The organism is Aeromonas sp. R6-2, assembly GCF_040908155.1.
Classification (GTDB): Bacteria; Pseudomonadota; Gammaproteobacteria; order Enterobacterales; family Aeromonadaceae; genus Aeromonas; species Aeromonas schubertii.
The window spans coordinates 64198-81540 of sequence record NZ_JBFODE010000045.1 but is presented as its reverse complement, the minus strand read 5'-3'; the positions used below and the strand labels follow the sequence as shown (position 1 = coordinate 81540).

Below are 17343 nucleotides of genomic sequence, written 5' to 3'. Positions count from 1 at the left end.
AGTACACTGTCCTCCCTTTTCAGGAGGAAAGCATGTTCAGACTCTCCCGTCGGGGCTGGAACAACGTCATCATTGTCGGGGTCCTGGCCGCCATCACCCTGTTGCATCGCATGGAGCAGATGCAGGAGATCAACAGCCAGAATCGTCAGCGTACCCTGCTGCCGGCCGATGCCGTGGTGCTCACCTGGCAGGGGCCCACCTGGCAGATCGAGCGGATTGGCCAGGGGTGGCGCAGCCAGCCCGACCTTGGTCTCGACAGTGCGGCGCTGGGAGGGCTGGTGAGCCAGTGGAGCCAGTGGCTGCTTCCTCCCACCGAGCCACTGCGTGGCGCGCCGACCCTGATCCGGGTCTGGCTGGCGGCCAGCGACGATCCGGTCGAGGTTGGCCTCTACCAGGATAACGGCCGCTACGGGGCCCTGTTGCCGCCGGATCGCTGGCTTGCCCTCACGGCCGAGCAGTATCAGGCTCTGCTCTCCCCCACCCCTGCCAAGTAAGGGAACACATGCCAGAACTGCCCGAAGTCGAGGTGAGTCGGCAGGGGATTGCCCCCTGGCTCACCGGTATCGCCGTGACCCGCGTCGTGGTGCGTGACGGCCGCCTGCGCTGGCCGGTGCCCGGGGAGATCCAGGAGCTGGCCGGGCTCACCCTTCGCCGGGTCGCCCGGCGTGCCAAGTACCTGTTGCTGGAGACCGATTTTGGCACCGCCATCCTGCATCTGGGGATGTCGGGCAGCCTGCGGGTGCTGCCCATAGGCACCCCGGCCGGGAAGCACGATCACGTGGACATAGAGTTTGCCAACGGCAAGCTGCTACGCCTCAACGATCCCCGTCGTTTCGGCGCCCTGCTGTGGACCCGGGACCCCGCCGAGGCACATGCCCTGCTCGCCAGGCTGGGCCCGGAGCCGCTGACCGATGCCTTCAGCGCCGATTATCTGGCCCAGCGTGCCAAGGGGCGCAGCACCGCCATCAAGCAGTTTTTGATGGACAATCAGGTGGTGGTCGGGGTCGGCAACATCTACGCCAACGAGGCCCTGTTTGCCGCCGGTATTCATCCCAAGCGGGCGGCCGGCAACATCAGCCGGGAGCGGCTGGGGCGACTGGTTGAGGAGATCAAACGGGTGCTGACCGAGGCCATCGCCCAGGGGGGGACCACCCTCAAGGACTTCACCAGTGCCGATGGCAAGCCGGGCTACTTCGTGCAGCGGCTGCAGGTTTACGGGCGTTCCGGGGAGCCCTGCCACACCTGTGGCAGCGAGATCCATTCCCTGCGCCTGGGGCAGCGCAACACCTTCTTCTGCCCCCACTGCCAGCATTGAGATCCCTTCTCATCTTGTAAGAGAGTGTTGCAGGGGCTTGTCCTGGTGGTCGCTCCTTCCTTAGTATCTCGTCCGTTCAGGCTGTACACGAGATAAACAACAATGACAACTTCACACGCATGTTGGGCCGACCTGGCCCGGCAGGAGCGCTATCGCGCCTCTGCCATGGCTCGCTACCTCTATCCCGAGGGGAGTGCCCGCTGTACCTTCAACCGCACCAAGTTTGTGTTGCGTAGTCTGCTCTACCGCAAGCCGCTCAGCCGGGTCTATCGGCTCTTCTGCGAGGCGCCCCTGTGCGAGCTGCCGACCCGTTATCCCGAGCTGCTCGACAAGCCGATGCGCCCCTATCGTTTCGCCAGCTCCAGTGCTCACCAGCGCGCCGCCATGGTGGAGGAGCACTATCGACTGATGCTGGAGCGCTTCCCGTCACTCATCGTTCCCCTCTATCTGGAGCAAGGGGTCGAGGTGGGGCGGATCCCTGACTCCGAAGTGCGCCTGGTGCTGCGTCACGACGGCACCTTCCGCCGTGAGGCCGAGCTCTCCCTCTCCCTGCTGGATGGAGAGGGCAAACGTCTCTACAGCTGTGCCTTCTCCCTGGAGCGTTGTGGCGGCTCGCTGGGGCTGGTGATCGGCTCGGTACAGGGGCCTGAGCCCTCGGTCGAGGCTCCCCAGGAGCGGGTCCGGTTACTGACCAAGCTGTGCCATGGCCTGCGTCCCAAGTCGTTGGTGGTGATGCTGGTGCTGATGCTGGCAGAGAGTGTGGGGGCCAGCCGGGTGAGTGCTATCCGCAAGTGTGCCCACATCTTCCAGGCCAAGCGCTACAGCAAGAAGAAGAAGGAGTGCCTGCAGGCGGACTATGACGAGCTGTGGGAGGAGTTTGGCGCCCGGGTGCTGGACGCCAACTTCGTGACCCTGGCCCCCCTGGAGCGTAAACCCCTCGAGGAGATAGCGTCCAAGAAGCGGGCCATGTATCGCCGTCGTTACGACTGGCTGGACGAGTTGGCCCGCCGGCTGGATCAGGTGTTCGGCTGACGCTGGGCCAGCTTGGCGGCGATCGCCTTGCCGACTCTGGGGTCGACAAACTGACCGATGTCGCCCCCGTGCAGGGCCACCTCCTTGACCAGGGTGGAGGAGATAAAGGAGTTCTCCTCCGCCGGGGTGAGGAAGACGCTCTCGAGCTCCGGCATCAGGCGGCGATTCATGTTGGCCAGCTGAAACTCATACTCGAAGTCGGAGACGGCACGCAGGCCACGGATCAACACATTGGCCTGGTGAGCCTTGGCAAAGTCCACCAGCAGGCCACAGAAACCCACCACGGTGACGTTGGGCAGGTGTGAGGTGACCTCGCGGGCCAGCTCGACCCGTTCGTCCAGCTCGAACAGGGGGCGTTTGCTCGGGCTGGCGGCGACACCGACGATCACCTCGTCGAAGAGGCTGGCGGCCCGGCCGATGAGATCCGTATGGCCATTTGTGATGGGATCGAAGGTGCCCGGATAGATGACCCGATGGCTCATGATGTTCTCTCCTGGGATCGAAATAGGGCGCATTATACGACCACACCTTGAGAAGTGCAGTCGGTCGGGCAAGAATAGCGCACCACAGGTAACGATCGTCCCCACCATAGTGGTCGGGGCACAGGATGAGGTTGTGATGAAACGTATTCTGGTGGTGCGCAACGACAAGATCGGTGACTTCATGTTGGCATGGCCAAGCTTCGCCATGCTCAAGCAGTCACTGCCCTGTCATGTGACCGCCCTGGTGCCGTCCTATACGGCGCCGCTGGCCAGGCTCTGTCCCTGGATCGACGAGGTGTTGATCGATCCGGGCAAGGGGGCCGACAAGGAGAAACAGCAGGGGCTGCTCGGCGCCATCCGCGAGCAGGCTTTCGATGCGGCCATCTGCCTCTTCTCCAACTCCCGCAATGCCATGCTGGTGTGGAAGGCGGGCATTCCCTATCGGCTGGCACCGGCCACCAAGCTGGCCCAGGTGCTCTACAACCAGCGCCTGACCCAGCGTCGTTCCCGCTCCGAGAAGCCCGAGTACGAATACAACCTCGACCTGATACGTCGCTTCCTGGCGGATCAGGGGGTGACGCCGGTCGAGCCCGTGGCGCCTTTCCTGCGCTTCCCGGGCGAGGTGCTGGCACGGGTACGCGAGCAGGTGGCCGCCCGCTTGCGGGTCGATGCCAACCGCCCCTGGCTGCTGGTACATGCCGGCAGCGGTGGTTCGGCCAACAACCTCTCCATCGAGCAGTATGCCCGTATCATTATCAAGCTGAACCAGGCTCGTCCCGAGCTGCAATGCATCCTCACCGCCGGTCCCGGCGAGGAGAAGATGGCCGAGCAGCTGGCCGCCGAGCTGCTGGCCCACGGGGGGAATGGCTGGATCTACCGCTCCGAGGGGGGACTTCCCCTGTTCTGCCAGGTGATCGCCAACGCCGCCCTCTTCATGGCCGGCAGCACAGGGCCCCTGCATATCGCCGCCGCCCTGGACGTGCCCACGGTCGGCTTCTTCCCCATGCGTCGTTCGGCCACGCCCCTGCGCTGGCGTCCGCTCAACGGGGAGGGACGCCACCTGGCATTCAGCCCGCCAGAAGATAGCGACCATCCCGAAGACATGAGCCAGATCGAGCCCAGGGTGGTGGCGGCCGCCATCACCGAGTGGGCTCCGCCATTCTGGCAAGCCTCCTGAATGAACAAGGCCCCGTGAGGGGCCTTGTGGTTATTCGGGGCGTTGTGGCTGGTGGCGGATCCAGAGGTCGGCGTACTTGATGAAGGTCGAGTGAGCCGAGAGGATGGCCAGCAGCAGTCCCTGCCGTCCGTCGAGGAAACCCGCCTTGAGCAGGTACATCTTCATGAAGCAGCCGATCGCATGCAGCAGCCCCTGGCCGAGGGAGCTCTTCTTGCCGCGGGCCTGACGCTGGTCGGCCCAGGCGCGGCCATAGCCGGCCGATTTCACCAGATAGTGTTCGAGATCCCGATAGGTGTAGTGGAGCAGGTCGCCGCTGAGGTCCACCACCTTCATGTTGGCGCGCACTTCTACCTTTTCGTGGACCAGGGCGTCGTTGTAACCGGTCAGCGCCCTGGGGTAGAGACGCAGCACCCGATCCGGGTACCAGCCGCTGTGGCGGATGAAACGGCCAAACACCCAGGAGAGGCGCGGCAAGGTGTAGAGGGTATCGGCTGGCGGGTTCTCCAGCACGGTGCGGATGCTTTGAGCCAGCTCGGGGGTGAGGCGCTCGTCGGCGTCCAGCCACAGCACCCAGTCGGATTGTACGTGAGACTGGGCCAGCTGACGCTGGCGACCAAACCCGGGCCATTGGTTGTTAACGAAGAAGCGGGCGCCAAACTCGGCGGCGATGGCGGCGGTCTCATCCTGGCTGCCGGAGTCGAGGATGACAATCTCGTCGACCACTCCCTGCAGGGTGGCCAGGCTGGCTCTCAGGTTTTCGGCCTCGTTCTTGACGATGAGCACGGCGGCCAGGGTCGGTTTCATGGGTCTTTCCATCGGGGAGTGCAGGGGCTCCATTCTAGTGAGGTGAGAGGGCCGGCGCCAGCACCGGCCCGGCTCAGGTGGAGATAAGTACCCGGCTGCCGCCGGGGGGCAGGGTCAGTTGCAGTTCCCCTTGCACCAGCTCGAAACGCTCGCCGGTGAGGGCATCACAGAAGCGGCTGACCGGTGCGCCGGTCTGCCACAGGGGCAGGGTGAGGCTGCGCGGATTGTCCGGGTGGCGGTTACAGGCCACCACCACCTGATCCCGCTCCAGGGTGCGGGCATAGGCTAGCGTGTGCTCCCCGGCATAGAGGGTCTGCAGATCGCCCCGACGCAGGGCCGGTCGCTGGCGGCGCAGCCGGATCAGGCGGCGGTAGAGATCGTGCAGGGCGTGATCCCAGCGGGTGCTCTCCCAGGGGAAGCAGCGGCGACAATCCGGATCATTGCCCCCCCGCATCCCCACCTCGTCACCGTAATAGACGCAAGGGGCACCGATATAGGTCATCAGCAGGGTGACGGCCAGGGCCATCCGTTCCCTGTCTCCCCCCAGCAGCTCGAGGAAGCGGGCGGTATCGTGGCTGTCGAGCAGGTTGAACTGGGCCAGCTGGTTGGCAAAGGGGATGTGGGCGCGGGCCAACCGCAGCCAACGATCCAGCTCGACGGCGCTGATCCGGATCGGTTGATAGGCGATGTCCTTGCCGGCGAGGAAGGCGCGGATCGGGTGGGCGAAGCCGTAGTAGTTCATGGCGCCGTCCTCCTGATCGCCCTGCAGCCACTGGCTGGCCTCGAAGAAGTGCTCGCCGAGCACGTAGGCGTCCGGGTTCTCCTGTTTGACTGCACCGCGCAGGGCCCGCACATGGTGGCGGTTACCGCTGGCCGAGCCCTGCTCTCCCAGCATGTGGATGACGTCGAAGCGCCAGCCGTCGATCTGGTAGGGGGGGCGCATCCAGTGGCGCACTATGGCGTCGTCGGCCCGGTAGATGACGTCCTGTACCCGCTCGCTGGCGAAGTCGAGCTTGGGCAGGCTGCGGATCCCCTTCCAGCTCACGTAGTCCCCGTCTTCAGCGAAGGTGTAGAAGCTGCGCCAGGGGGAGTCCGGGTTACCGTGTGCTCCCTCGGGGGGAGCAAACCAGGGGTGCTCGGTAGAGGTGTGGTTGACCACCGCATCGAGCACGATGCGCATGCCGCGCTGACGCAGGTTGCGGGTCAGCTGGGCGAACTGCTCGTTGCTGCCGAAGTGGGGATCGATCCGGTAGTAGTCCTGGGTGTCGTACTTGTGGTTGCTCGGCGAGGCGAAGATGGGGTTGAGGTAGAGGGCCGTCACTCCCAGGGAGTGCAGGTAGTGGAGCTTCTGGTCGATGCCGGCCAGATCGCCGCCGTAGAACTCGCTCGCCTCGTCACCGCTGCCCGGCAGGCTGACCGGTTCACCCCAGGCCTTGCTCAGTACCGGACGACCGCGGTAGTCGTACTCTCCCTCCTGCACGTTCAGGCTGGGATCTCCGTTGCAGAAGCGGTCCGGGAAGATCTGGTAGAAGACCTGATCCTGCACCCAGGCCGGTGGTTGGTGCCTGGCGTTGTAGCGAAAATGGGTGGCGCGTGGGGGCATGGCGGGATCGATGCCGCCTCCGTGCAACCACCATTGGCTTTCATCGGTCAACCCCTTGAAGCAGTAGAGGTGCTGATCCTGATGAGGGGACAAGGGCAGGGTGAGTTGCCAGATCTGCAGGCGATCGCGTACCTCGACCAGAGTCATGGGGTGCAGCTCTTCCTCGTTGTCGGGTTCGATGCGCAGCAGCACCTGATTCAGGTTGGCGGCGCGATCGACAAAGAGGGTGAGCAGTAATGTGTCGTTGGTCGCCCTGAACCAGGGCGACGCTTGGGGATGAAACAGAAAGGGGGTCATCTTTATCCGGTCAGGATCTCGGCCAGGGCGTTGCCCTGTTCGTGCAGGGATTCCAGTTGGTTGGCGAGTTTCTCCGGCTGCAGGCCGAGGTGGGTCGCCAGGGGTTTGGGGAAGCGGGCAATGATAGCCTGGGCCGGGACGCCGGCGTTCCAGGCAAACGAGACAAACATGGCGAGTCGGATCAGTACTGCCTCCTTGCTCACCGGTTCGTGTTCCAGCGGGTCGAGTTGCTGGGCAATGGCGGTGATGAAGGCATCGGCCAGGTTCCAGCGGCGAGCCAGCTCGGCGCCGAGCTGGGCGTAGTCGTAGCCCAGCATCTCCCGCTGGGCCTCGACCCGGCTTGCCCCCTTGGCCATGGCCAGGCTGATGAGCTCGGCCTCTTCCGGCAGTGTGCTCTGGATGAGCAGCTCACCGATGTTGTGGATCAGGGCGCAGGTGAAGGCGGTCTCCGGGTCGACCGTGCCGCACTGCTGGGCAAGGGTCTTGGCGATGGTCGCCACCTGAAAGGTTTCGGTCCAGAACTTGTTTTTGTCGAAGCTGGGGGGCGCCTTGAAGCTGCCAATGATGCCGGAGGCCACCACCACGGAGCGCAACCGGTTGAAGCCGAGCCGGATCACCGCCTGCTCGATGGAGGTAACATCCTGCCCCCGTCGGAAGGCCGCCGAGTTGGCCATGCGCAGCACCTTGACGCTGATCACCTGATCCATTGCGATCTTGCGGGCGATCTCGTCGATGCGGGCATTCTCGTCGTTGAAGCTCTCCATCAGCTCGTGCAATAGCTGGGGGATGGTGGGGAGCTGCTTAATCTTGTCAAACAGACGATCCATCGACATGGCAGTGGTGGCCTCCCTGGTCCTTACTCCTGTTTATTGTGCCACAGGGGCGGTGGGGATGCCTGCAAATATGCCCCTTGTGTTCATAAGGGGTTCAAGGTGGCGGTGCCATCCTGCCACCCAGTAGAGCTCACGCTCTCTCAGCACTGTGTGGAACACCTGTTGTTTCTTTTAACCGGCTCTCGCAGCCGGTTTTTTTATTTCCAGTCTTCCAGCCGGTAGTGCAGGGTGTGCCGCTTTCCCTTCAGGATCAACTGCTCGGGCTCGAGGGTCAGGCTGGCCCCCTCCTGCAGGGTGGTGAGTACCGCCTGCTCCACCGTATCGAGAGGGACGGTACAGGCCATCTCGGTGTTCCCCAGACTGGTGACCCAGAAACGTCCCCGATCCAGATTGCCCATGCCGAAGTAGCGGTTGCAGCCGGCGATGCCGTTGACCGTGAAATTCTCCCCAATCTCCAGATCCGGCTCCTGCCCGCGCTCGGCACGAACGGCTTGGCCATCCAGGCTCTCCAGCACCCAGTGGTGGTGCATCAGATCGGTCTGGGTAGGACAGGTGGTGCTGCAGGCGGTCAGCAGCAAGAGGCTGGCGAGGGTCATGGCAGGGCGGTTCATCACTGTGGCTCCTTGGTAGGGCTCAAGGATAGAGTGAGGCGAGACGGGGTGACAGGGGGCGGTGGCGGCCAACCGACCGCCCCTGTCGCTTCGCTCAGGCGAACAAACGCTCGGCGTAGCGAGCGAGTCCCGAGGCCACCGAGCCGAGGTCGTCGCCCCCCTCCAGCGGCACCCCGGGCAGGCGAGTGCGGATGAACTGGCCGATCAGGGGGGACTTGGCGCTACCCCCGGTGATGAAGATGCGATCGGGTTGGCAACCGGCCTGGGCGATGGCCTCGTCCATCAGCTCACCGATCTTCCCGAGCAGGGGGGCGGAAGAGTCGGCGAGCTGGGCGCGGGTCAGGGTCACGACCAGCTCCCGTTCCAGTTCGCCGAGGGGCTGGAGCGCGCTCTCCTGGCTGGAGAGGGCGATCTTGCCCTGCTCGGCACGCCACACCACCTGATGGCTCAGCTTGTGCTCGCGCAGGCGGATGAGTCGGGCGAGGTGGCTGCCGCTCGGGCAGTCGAGCAGCATGTCTTGCAGCTCGCGCCCCGTGGTCAGGCTGTAGAAGCGACTCTGGGCGGCCACATCGTTGATGGCGGCGGCGTCCCAGAACAGGGGGTGGGGCAGGGGCTTGCCGCTCTTGAGTCGTTCATGCATGCCGAGCAGGGGCATGATGCCCTCCACCGTCAGGCGGATGTCGAAGTCGTTGCCGCCGATACGCTGGCCACTGTGCCCCAGCATCTGGGCGCTGCGATCGAGCCGGGCGCGGTAGCTCGGTCCCATGCGCAGCATGGAGCAGTCGGTCGTACCGCCGCCGATGTCCACCACCAGCACGGTGCAGTCCGCATCGAGGCGCGCCTCGAACTCGAAACCGGCGGCCACCGGCTCATAGAGGAACTCCACCCGCTCGAAGCCGGCCAGGCTGGCTGCCTCGGTCAGAATGGCGATCGCCTGGCGGTTGCTCTCTTCCCCGGCCAGCCCCTGGAAGTTGACCGGTCGGCCGATCACCGCCCGGTCGATGGGGACCCCGGTGAGCGCCTCGGCACGCCGCTTCACCAGCAGCATCATGGCGCAGACGATGTCTTCGAACAGGGCGATCTGGGGCGGCTTGAGCCCATAGGCACCGAGGAAGGACTTGGGGGACTTGATGTAGTACCCCTCTTCCGGCTCCTCCAGATAGGCGCTGAGGGCCGCCTCACCGATGGCGAGGGCATCGTCGAGCCCCTCTTCGCGCAGCTCGCGGCGCAGGCTCTGGGCCCGTTGCACCTGGGGGCCGCGCAGGGTCAGATAGCGGGCCCGCCGGGTCTCGGGCAGCAGCTCGGCGAGCAGGCCCGGGATGGCATCACGATGGGGTGAGTGCAGGGTGGAGGGGAGATAGCTACCCTGGCCCAGGGGTAACAGGCGTGGCGCTCCCTGCTCCATCACGGCGATGGCGCAGTTGGAGGTGCCATAATCGAATCCGACAAACATGGGCAGGTTCTCCCGGCAAAAAGGGAGAGCCTACCCAAAGCGTCGGCCCGTCTCAAGGGGCTGCGTTATTCCACTTCGTTGCCGCTCACGCATCCCTCGCGTACCGCCTTGACGTTGGCCAGGGTGGTATCGGCGATGGCGTGCAGGGCCTCGCGGGTCAGGAAGGCCTGGTGACCGGTAAAGAGCACGTTGTGGCAGGCCGACAGGCGGCGGAACACGTCGTCGGTGATCACCTCGTTGGACTTGTCCTCGAAGAAGAGCTCTTCTTCCTCCTCGTAGACGTCGAGGCCCAGGGCGCCGATGCGACCGCTCTTGAGTGCCTCGATGGCGGCGTTGGCGTCGAGCAGGCCGCCCCGGCTGGTGTTGATGATCATCACCCCGTTCTTCATCCTGGCGAAGGCTTCACCGTTGAGCAGGTGGTAGTTCTCCTGAAGCAGGGGGCAGTGCAGGGAGATGACATCGGACTCGCGATAGAGGGTGTCGAGGTCCACGTACTCGGCCCCGAGATCCAGGGCTGCCTGGTTCGGGTAAGGGTCGCTTACCAGCAGGCGCATGCCGAACCCCTTGAGGATGCGCAGGGTGGCGATACCTATCTTGCCGGTGCCGATGACGCCGGCGGTGCGACCGTACATATTGAAGCCGACCAGACCCTCGAGGGAGAAGTTGGCGTCGCGGGTGCGCTGGTAGGCCTTATGGATGCGGCGGTTGAGGGTCATCATCAGCCCCACCGCGTGCTCGGCCACCGCCTCTGGCGAGTAGGCGGGTACCCGCACCACCTTGAGCCCCAGCTCCCTGGCGGCCACCAGATCCACGTTATTGTAACCGGCGCAGCGCAAGGCGATGACCCGGGTGCCATTCTCGGCCAGCTCGGTCAGTATGGTGCGGTCGGCCTCGTCGTTGACGAACAGGCAGACCACGGGGAAGCCGTGGGCCAGCCGCAGGGTCTTGGCCTCCAGCCGGACATCGAAGAACTCCAGCTCGAAGCCGTAGCCGGCGTTTGCCTGCTGAAAGTACTCCTTGTCGTAATTCTTGCTGCTGAAGAGGGCGATTTTCATGGTGTGGACTCCCGAGGATGCGTGGCCACACCTTACACCAAAGTGTGATCCCTATCACCCGTGCCGAGGCAGGGGTATTAGCCCCACGGCATGATGGGTACGGCGCTCACCGCACTCTTGTAGGATCCATCGACCAGCCGGGTGCTGTAGGTGAGGTAGACCAGGGCATTGCGCTTCTGGTCGTAGAAGCGGACCACCTTCTGCTCTTTGAAGACCAGCGAGGTGCTGACGTCGAACACCTCCTCCCCCTCCTTGAGTGTGGCCGGCACCCGGATGGGGCCGACCTGATGGCAGGAGAGGGTGGCGTGAGAGGGGTCCTCGGCCAGCCCCAGACCGCCCTTGATGCCGCCGGTCTTGGGGCGTGCCAGATAGCAGGTGACCCCCTGGATTCGCGGGTCGTCGAACGCCTCGATCACTATCTTGTGGTTGGGGCCAAACAGCTTGAAGGCGGTGCTCACCTCGCCGACCCGATCGGCGTCGGCCCCCTGGGCGAAGGCCGTCAGCAGGGGCAGAGTGAACAGCAGCGGATATTTCATTAAAACCTCCTGTCAGTAGGGGATGTGCAGTCGGCGATAGAGGCCTGCCAGTACCCAGAGGGGGCCGATCAGCAGGAACTGCAGGTCGGTGAGAAAGGCCGGGCGACGCCCCTCGTGCCGGTGCCCGATAAACTGGGCCACCCAGAAGAGGGCAAACAGCAGCAGCGCCAGGGGCCAGGCGTAGCCTCCTGCCCCCAGTTGCTGCCAGCTCCACAGGCCGGCCGCGGTCAGCAATCCCATGCCGAGAAAGAGGCGAAAGGAGAGGTACAGGTAGAAGAGCAGGACCGGGATGGCCATGAGCAGGGCCCAGTCCAGCCCGGCCGGCGCCCAGGGCAGCTCTCGCAGCAGGCCAATGGAACAGAGGTAGATGCCGGGCACCGCCACCCTGTGTATCGCCTGGTTGAGCGGGTGCCGGTGGCTCTCTCCATAGAGGGAAAACCAGGTGGTCAGGTCTTTCATCGGGCTCCTCCTTGAGCCGGTTGGTCAGGGCTGTGGCCACTCCCAATAGGCGGCAGGAACGGCCCTGAGAGCGGGGGTCATGTCCGGGTTGGCCAGATCGATGGTGACACGCTGGCCCAGATTGGCCCGGGCCAGTGCATCGCGCACCAGGGGATTACCCCGAAAGAAGCGCAGAAAACTGCCATCGGCGTAGAGCCGCTCCAGACCCGTCTGCAGGGCCTTGGCCAATTCGCTCTCATCGTGGCCGACGAAGAAGAACTGGGCATAGGGATAACGCACTTGCAGGTGGGTGTCGATCATCAGATTGGGGTACTGCTCGGCCAGTTCACGACGCTCGGCATAGGCTTCGACCAGAGCCCTTGGAAAGAAGTCGACCTCCTGATGGTCATTGATGAGGTGGAACAGGGTGTGAAAGCGCCCCGCATAGGTGGGAATGCCGGCGGCCTCCAGAATCCGGTTGTCGCCCCAGCCCACCCCCTGGGCCGCCTTGTGCTGCCTTAGATCATCGAGATTGTTGATGCGGGCGAAGGTCTCCTGGGCGTCGCGGTGGATGATGGCGACCCGCACCCCTTCCAGCCCTCGAAACAGGGGAACCGGTATGGGGGTGAGGCGCTGCTCCAGATCGCTTGAGGTTCCCATCCAGAAGAGGTTGAACTGCTTGCCCTTCTCGAGCTCGCGGCTGATGGAATCCTGGGTGAGTGTGGTGGGAACTTCGGTGATCTCGAAGGGAATGCCCGACTTCTCCAGGGCCAGCCTGAGCAGGGGCAACTGGTACTGTTCGGCCATCTGGTTGACCGGCAGGCGGGGGACTCGGACCGTGAGGGTCTGTGCCTGTACCAGCAGAGGAAGGTACAGGCACAACCAACCAAACCATTTCATCGAATCGGACTCCGTATGGAAACTGGCCCGATTCTAACAGAAATGTCAGGCGACGCGGCGATAGACGTGGGTGTCGTTGAACTCCTTGGTACTCTGACACTCGACGCAGAAGCGCGACTCGGGGCGTGCCTGCAGACGCTTGATGGCGATCTCGTCGCCACAGGACTCACAGTAACCGAAATCCCCTTCGGAGATGCGCTTGAGGGCAGCCTTGAGCTTGCGCAGATGGAGTTTGTCGTGCTCGATGCGGTTGAGCTCGAGGCGGCGTGCCTCTTCGACGCTGGCGCGATCGATCTCGTCAGCCATCTCGTTGGTGTCGGTGGCAATCGCCTGACTGGCCTGGGAGTTGAGACGCTCCTCGATCTCGACGATCTGGGCCTCGATTTGGCCCTTGTAGAAGCTCAGTTGGTCTTCAGTCATAAAGTCACACATGTGTTACTACCCGTGTATTCAAACCCGAATTATCAGTATGGATAGGGGCGGTCTGTGACCAGACCAATTCCCGGTGCTCTGAACTCGTGCGTGAGCACGAAATCAGGGCGGGCCTTTTATCAGATCTTTTCCGGCTAGCAAAGGGGGGCGTCGCTATTTTGTGCACTTCTTCGGGAAAAGATGGGTTCCGAGTGAGTTTTTGCGTCGATTTCGGCCTCATGGCACCTGGATCCGGCCTTGGGTCAAGGTGTTTAATATTTGCGTCCGTAAAGCTGTTTTTGGGGTGAATCTTTTTATTTTTTTAAACACCCTCCCTTGACAGTGGATCCTATAACCGGCTTAGATGGTGACAAGTTACATTTCGGTAACATCGCTCCAGACGGGGCAGATTCACAGTCGGGGTTAACATGGATCGCATCAAGGGTTGGATGGACGCCAACCGCATCACAGAGGTGGAGTGCCTGATTCCGGACTTCACCGGTAACGCCAGGGGCAAGATTCTTCCCGCCAGCAAGTTTCTGCGCGAGGGGGGAATGCGACTGCCCGAGGTCATCTTCATCCAGACCGTCACCGGGGACTACCCGGAGGACGAGAGCATGGTCGATCCCCTGGAGCGGGACATGCTGCTCTACCCCGACCCCAACACCATTCGCTTCGTGCCCTGGGCTCTGGAGCCCACTGCCCAGGTGATCCACGACTGCTTCGACTCTCACGGTCAGCTGGTGGATATCGCCCCCCGCTCCGTGCTGCACCGGGTCCTCTCCTTCTATGAGAAGCAGGGGTGGAAACCGGTGGTGGCCCCCGAGCTGGAGTTCTATCTGGTCAAGCGCAACGAGGATGCCGACTACCCGCTGGAGCCGCCCATCGGGCGCAACGGGCGTCCCGAGACCGCCCGCCAGTCGTTCAGTATCGATGCGGTCAACGAGTTCGACCCCATCTTCGAGGACATGTACGACTACTGCGAGGCCCAGGAACTGGAGGTGGATACCCTGATCCATGAGTCCGGTGCCGCCCAGATGGAGATCAACTTCCTGCACGGGGATGCCATCGACCTGGCCGATCAGGTGTTTCTGTTCAAGCGCACCATGCGTGAGGCCGCCCACCGTCACGGTATCTACGCCACCTTTATGGCCAAACCCATGAGCAACGAGCCCGGTTCGGCCATGCATATCCACCAGAGTCTGGAGGATAGCGAGGGGCGCAACCTGTTTGGTACCGAGGATGGGGGACATACCCAGCTCTTCATGCACTTCATTGCCGGACTGCAGAAGTACACCCCGGCTGTCACCGCCCTGCTGGCCCCCAACGTCAACTCCTATCGTCGCCTCACCTTCGGCGAGAGCGCGCCGCGCAACGTGCAGTGGGGGGTGGAGAACCGCACCTGTGGTCTGCGGGTGCCCCACTCCGATGCCTCTGCCCGCCGCGTCGAGAACCGCTTCGCCGGGGCCGATGCCAACCCCTATCTGGCCCTGGCTGCCACCCTGGCGTGCGGCTTCCTCGGCATCCAGGAGAAGCTGGAGCCCCTGCCCGAGATGAAACACAGTGCCTACGACCTGCCCTACAGCCTGCCGCGCACCCTGGAGGAGGCCCTGAGCCACCTCGAGCAGTGCGAGCCCATCAAGGAGATGCTGGGAGAGCGCTTCGTGCGGGCCTTCGTGGCGGTCAAGCGCAAGGAGTACGAGACCTATTTCGGTGTCATCAGTTCCTGGGAGCGGGAGTTCCTGCTGCTCAACGTCTGATCCCGGCGGGCCGCCTGGCGGCCCGCTTCAACTGGAGGGCGGCCAGTCCGTCCGCGCAAGGAGCGAAAGATGCAATTCGATACCCGTGAGTGGCAGCGTCTGGATGCGAGCCACCACCTGCACCCCTTTACCGATCACCAGCCGTTGCGCCAGAAGGGGTCCCGCATCATCACCCGGGGTGAGGGGGTCTACCTGATCGACTCCGAGGGGAAGCGCATTCTCGACGGCATGGCCGGCCTGTGGTGCGTCAACATGGGTTACGGCCGCGAGGAGCTGATCGAGGCTGCAGAGCGCCAGATGCGCGAGCTTCCCTACTACAACCTCTTCTTCCAGACCGCCCATCCGCCCGCCATCGAGCTGGCCAGCCTGCTGGCCGAGGTGACCCCGGCCGGCCTGAACCAGGTCTTCTTCACCGGATCGGGTTCCGAGTGCAACGACACTGTGCTGCGCATGGTGCGCCACTACTGGGCCTGTCAGGGCAAGCCGGAGCGCCAGGTGATCATCAGCCGCCACAACGCCTATCACGGCTCCACCGTGGCCGGTGCCAGCCTGGGTGGCATGAGCGGGATGCATGAACAGGGCTCCCTGCCGATCCCGGGTATCGTCCACATCGATCAGCCCTATCACTTCGGTGAAGGGAGTGGCATGACTCCTCACGAGTTCGGTCTGGAGCGGGCCCGACAGCTCGAGAAGAAGATCCTCGAGGTGGGGCCGGAGAAGGTCGCCGCCTTCATCGGCGAGCCGATCCAGGGGGCCGGTGGCGTCATCATCCCTCCCGAGAGCTACTGGCCAGAGATCCAGCGCATCTGCGATGACTACGGCATCCTGCTCATCGCCGACGAGGTGATCTGTGGTTTCGGCCGTACCGGCGCCTGGTTTGGCAGCGACACCTTCGGCATCCGTCCCGACTTCATGTGCCTGGCCAAGGGGATCACCTCGGGTTATGTGCCGCTCGGTGCCGTGATGGTAAGCGATCGGGTCGCACGTGTGGTGGAGAAGGGGGGAGAGTTCGCTCATGGATTCACCTATTCAGGCCATCCGGTGGCTTGCGCCGTAGCGATCGCTAACATCAAACTTATGCAAAAAGAGAGCATAGTTAGTCGCGTGCATGATAGAATCGCCCCCTATCTTCAGCAGCGCTGGTCGGAGCTCTCTGACCTGCCCATCGTCGGGGAGACCCGGGGCAAGGGGATGGTGGCGGCGCTCGAGATAGTGCAAAACAAGCAGGACAAACGTCGCTTCCCGGCCTCGTCAAAAGCGGGTCTGACGTGCCGTGAGTTCTGCTTTAACAATGGCTTGGTGATGCGGGCGGTAGGGGATACGATGATCATATCCCCCCCCTTGGTCATCACCGAGACGGAGGTGGATAACTTGGTCAACCTGGCCAGACGGAGTCTGGAGCTGACCGCCGATAGCCTGCTCGGCTGAGTCTGAGGCCCGGTTGCCGTATGCAAACTTGAAGGAGACAAGGATGATGTCTTTTAAGAAGGGTGTGCTCGCCGCCTGCGTGGTTTCTGCCATGCTGGCCACGAATGCGGTAGCCGCAGACAAGAAGCTGCATGTTTACAACTGGTCCGACTATATCGCCCCGGACACCATCGCCAAGTTCGAGAAAGAGACGGGCATCAAGGTGGTGTACGACGTGTTCGACAGTAACGAGGTGCTGGAAGCCAAGTTGCTGGCGGGCAAGTCGGGCTATGACGTGGTGGTGCCTTCCAACCCCTTCCTGGCCAAGCAGATCAAGGCCGGTGTCTTCCAGAAGCTGGACAAGTCCAAGCTGCCCAACTGGAAGAATCTGGACACCGATCTGCTCAAGGCGCTGGAGCCGAGCGATCCGGGTAACCAGTACTCCCTGCCCTACATGTGGGGCACTATCGGTTACGCCTACAACGTGGACAAGGTCAAGGCCGTGCTGGGGGACAAGGCCCCGGTCGATTCCTGGGATCTGGTCTTCAAGCCGGAGAACATGGCCAAGCTCAAGGAGTGCGGCGTCTCCTTCCTGGACTCTCCGACCGAGATGCTGCCGGCTGCCATGCACTATCAGGGGCTGCCCAGCAACTCGGAGAAGCCGGCGGATCTGAAGAAGGCCGAGGAGCTGTTCCTCTCCATCCGTCCCTATACCGCCTATTTCCACTCTTCCAAGTACATCGGTGATCTGGCCAACGGCAACCTCTGTGTCGCCGTGGGTTACTCCGGTGATCTGCAGCAGTCCAAGTCCCGTGCCGTCGAGGCGAACAATGGGGTGAACATCGTTTACACCATTCCCAAGGAGGGGGCGGGCAGCTTCTTTGACATGCTGGCCGTGCCGGCCGACGCCAAGAATGTGGAGGAGGCCCACGCCTTCCTCAACTTCCTGATGAAGCCGGAGATCATTGCCGAGATCACCAATGCCGTTCAGTTCCCGAACGGTAACAAGGCGGCCACGCCGCTGGTGGATGAGGCGATCCGCACCGACCCGGGCATCTACCCGACGGCGGAGACCCTCAAGAAGATCTACACCTTCCCGGATCTTCCGGCCAAGGTGCAGCGGGCCATGACCCGTAGCTGGACCAAGATCAAGTCCGGTAAGTAATGCCGTATCGCCCCTCCGGTTCGCCGGAGGGGAATTCGCCGGAGTGTGAGGGGTTCAGGTTCTC

At 63.3% G+C, this 17343-nt stretch carries 18 protein-coding genes; 7 read left to right on the top strand and 11 right to left on the bottom strand.

Annotated elements, in window-relative coordinates; genetic code table 11:
* The first annotated feature begins 32 nt into the window (after positions 1–32).
* The 3 genes from AB5Y48_RS12165 to AB5Y48_RS12155 all read left to right on the top strand — a co-directional run bounded on the left by AB5Y48_RS12165 (position 33) and on the right by AB5Y48_RS12155 (position 2347).
* Entirely contained in the window at positions 33–494 is a 462-nt protein-coding gene (locus AB5Y48_RS12165; RefSeq protein WP_050665303.1) for a hypothetical protein, read from the top strand.
* 8 nt (positions 495–502) lie between these two features.
* Positions 503–1315 (top strand): bifunctional DNA-formamidopyrimidine glycosylase/DNA-(apurinic or apyrimidinic site) lyase, encoded by an 813-nt coding sequence (gene mutM, locus AB5Y48_RS12160; protein WP_368164616.1) that lies wholly within the window; start codon positions 503–505, stop codon positions 1313–1315.
* Between the two features lie 165 nt (positions 1316–1480).
* Positions 1481–2347, top strand: a complete 867-nt coding sequence (locus AB5Y48_RS12155; protein WP_368164652.1) for a VirK/YbjX family protein — start codon at positions 1481–1483, stop codon at positions 2345–2347.
* On the opposite strand, the gene coaD is transcribed toward AB5Y48_RS12155, so the two are convergent.
* Positions 2332–2829, bottom strand: coding sequence for a pantetheine-phosphate adenylyltransferase (coaD, locus tag AB5Y48_RS12150; RefSeq protein ID WP_050665306.1), 498 nt, complete (start codon positions 2827–2829; stop codon positions 2332–2334). The two genes, AB5Y48_RS12155 and coaD, sit on opposite strands and share 16 nt — an antisense overlap.
* A gap of 136 nt (positions 2830–2965) precedes the next feature.
* On the opposite strand from coaD, the gene AB5Y48_RS12145 reads away from it, so the two are divergent.
* Positions 2966–4006, top strand: coding sequence for a glycosyltransferase family 9 protein (locus AB5Y48_RS12145; RefSeq protein WP_368164615.1), 1041 nt, complete (start codon positions 2966–2968; stop codon positions 4004–4006).
* Between the two features lie 30 nt (positions 4007–4036).
* Here AB5Y48_RS12145 and AB5Y48_RS12140 read toward each other — a convergent pair whose 3' ends face one another.
* The 10 genes from AB5Y48_RS12140 to AB5Y48_RS12095 all read right to left on the bottom strand — a co-directional run bounded on the left by AB5Y48_RS12140 (position 4037) and on the right by AB5Y48_RS12095 (position 12968).
* Positions 4037–4810, bottom strand: coding sequence for a glycosyltransferase family 2 protein (locus tag AB5Y48_RS12140; RefSeq protein ID WP_368164613.1), 774 nt, complete (start codon positions 4808–4810; stop codon positions 4037–4039).
* A gap of 73 nt (positions 4811–4883) precedes the next feature.
* Positions 4884–6710, bottom strand: coding sequence for a maltodextrin glucosidase (gene malZ / locus AB5Y48_RS12135; protein WP_368164612.1), 1827 nt, complete (start codon positions 6708–6710; stop codon positions 4884–4886).
* A 2-nt stretch (positions 6711–6712) separates the two neighbouring features.
* Complete coding sequence (locus AB5Y48_RS12130; RefSeq protein ID WP_050665310.1) at positions 6713–7543, bottom strand: HDOD domain-containing protein; 831 nt, start codon at positions 7541–7543, stop codon at positions 6713–6715.
* 197 nt (positions 7544–7740) lie between these two features.
* Positions 7741–8154, bottom strand: a complete 414-nt coding sequence (locus tag AB5Y48_RS12125) for an META domain-containing protein (protein WP_050665311.1) — start codon at positions 8152–8154, stop codon at positions 7741–7743.
* A gap of 94 nt (positions 8155–8248) precedes the next feature.
* Complete coding sequence (yegD, locus tag AB5Y48_RS12120) at positions 8249–9607, bottom strand: molecular chaperone (protein WP_050665312.1); 1359 nt, start codon at positions 9605–9607, stop codon at positions 8249–8251.
* A gap of 65 nt (positions 9608–9672) precedes the next feature.
* Entirely contained in the window at positions 9673–10662 is a 990-nt protein-coding gene (locus tag AB5Y48_RS12115) for a 2-hydroxyacid dehydrogenase (RefSeq protein ID WP_368164611.1), read from the bottom strand.
* 77 nt (positions 10663–10739) lie between these two features.
* On the bottom strand, positions 10740–11198 hold the full coding sequence (locus AB5Y48_RS12110; RefSeq protein ID WP_136612602.1) for a CreA family protein: 459 nt from the start codon (positions 11196–11198) through the stop codon (positions 10740–10742).
* A 12-nt stretch (positions 11199–11210) separates the two neighbouring features.
* Positions 11211–11657 carry a DUF962 domain-containing protein gene (locus tag AB5Y48_RS12105; protein WP_060588150.1) on the bottom strand — a complete coding sequence of 149 codons (447 nt, stop codon included), beginning with the start codon at positions 11655–11657 and terminating at the stop codon, positions 11211–11213.
* A gap of 24 nt (positions 11658–11681) precedes the next feature.
* Positions 11682–12536, bottom strand: coding sequence for a hypothetical protein (locus AB5Y48_RS12100; RefSeq protein WP_368164610.1), 855 nt, complete (start codon positions 12534–12536; stop codon positions 11682–11684).
* A 45-nt stretch (positions 12537–12581) separates the two neighbouring features.
* Positions 12582–12968 (bottom strand): TraR/DksA C4-type zinc finger protein, encoded by a 387-nt coding sequence (locus AB5Y48_RS12095; protein WP_050665317.1) that lies wholly within the window; start codon positions 12966–12968, stop codon positions 12582–12584.
* 407 nt (positions 12969–13375) lie between these two features.
* Here AB5Y48_RS12095 and AB5Y48_RS12090 point away from each other — a divergent pair, with 407 nt between their 5' ends.
* From AB5Y48_RS12090 to AB5Y48_RS12080, 3 genes are all read left to right on the top strand, one after another.
* Positions 13376–14707: a glutamine synthetase family protein gene (locus tag AB5Y48_RS12090; protein ID WP_060588143.1), complete on the top strand. Its 1332-nt coding sequence runs from the start codon at positions 13376–13378 to the stop codon at positions 14705–14707.
* Positions 14708–14776: 69 nt separating this feature from the next.
* Positions 14777–16135, top strand: coding sequence for an aspartate aminotransferase family protein (locus AB5Y48_RS12085; protein WP_060588141.1), 1359 nt, complete (start codon positions 14777–14779; stop codon positions 16133–16135).
* Positions 16136–16181: 46 nt separating this feature from the next.
* The gene (locus tag AB5Y48_RS12080) at positions 16182–17279 is read left to right on the top strand and encodes a polyamine ABC transporter substrate-binding protein (protein ID WP_136614561.1); all 1098 of its coding nucleotides are present in this window, start codon (positions 16182–16184) and stop codon (positions 17277–17279) included.
* The last annotated feature ends 64 nt before the right edge of the window (positions 17280–17343 follow it).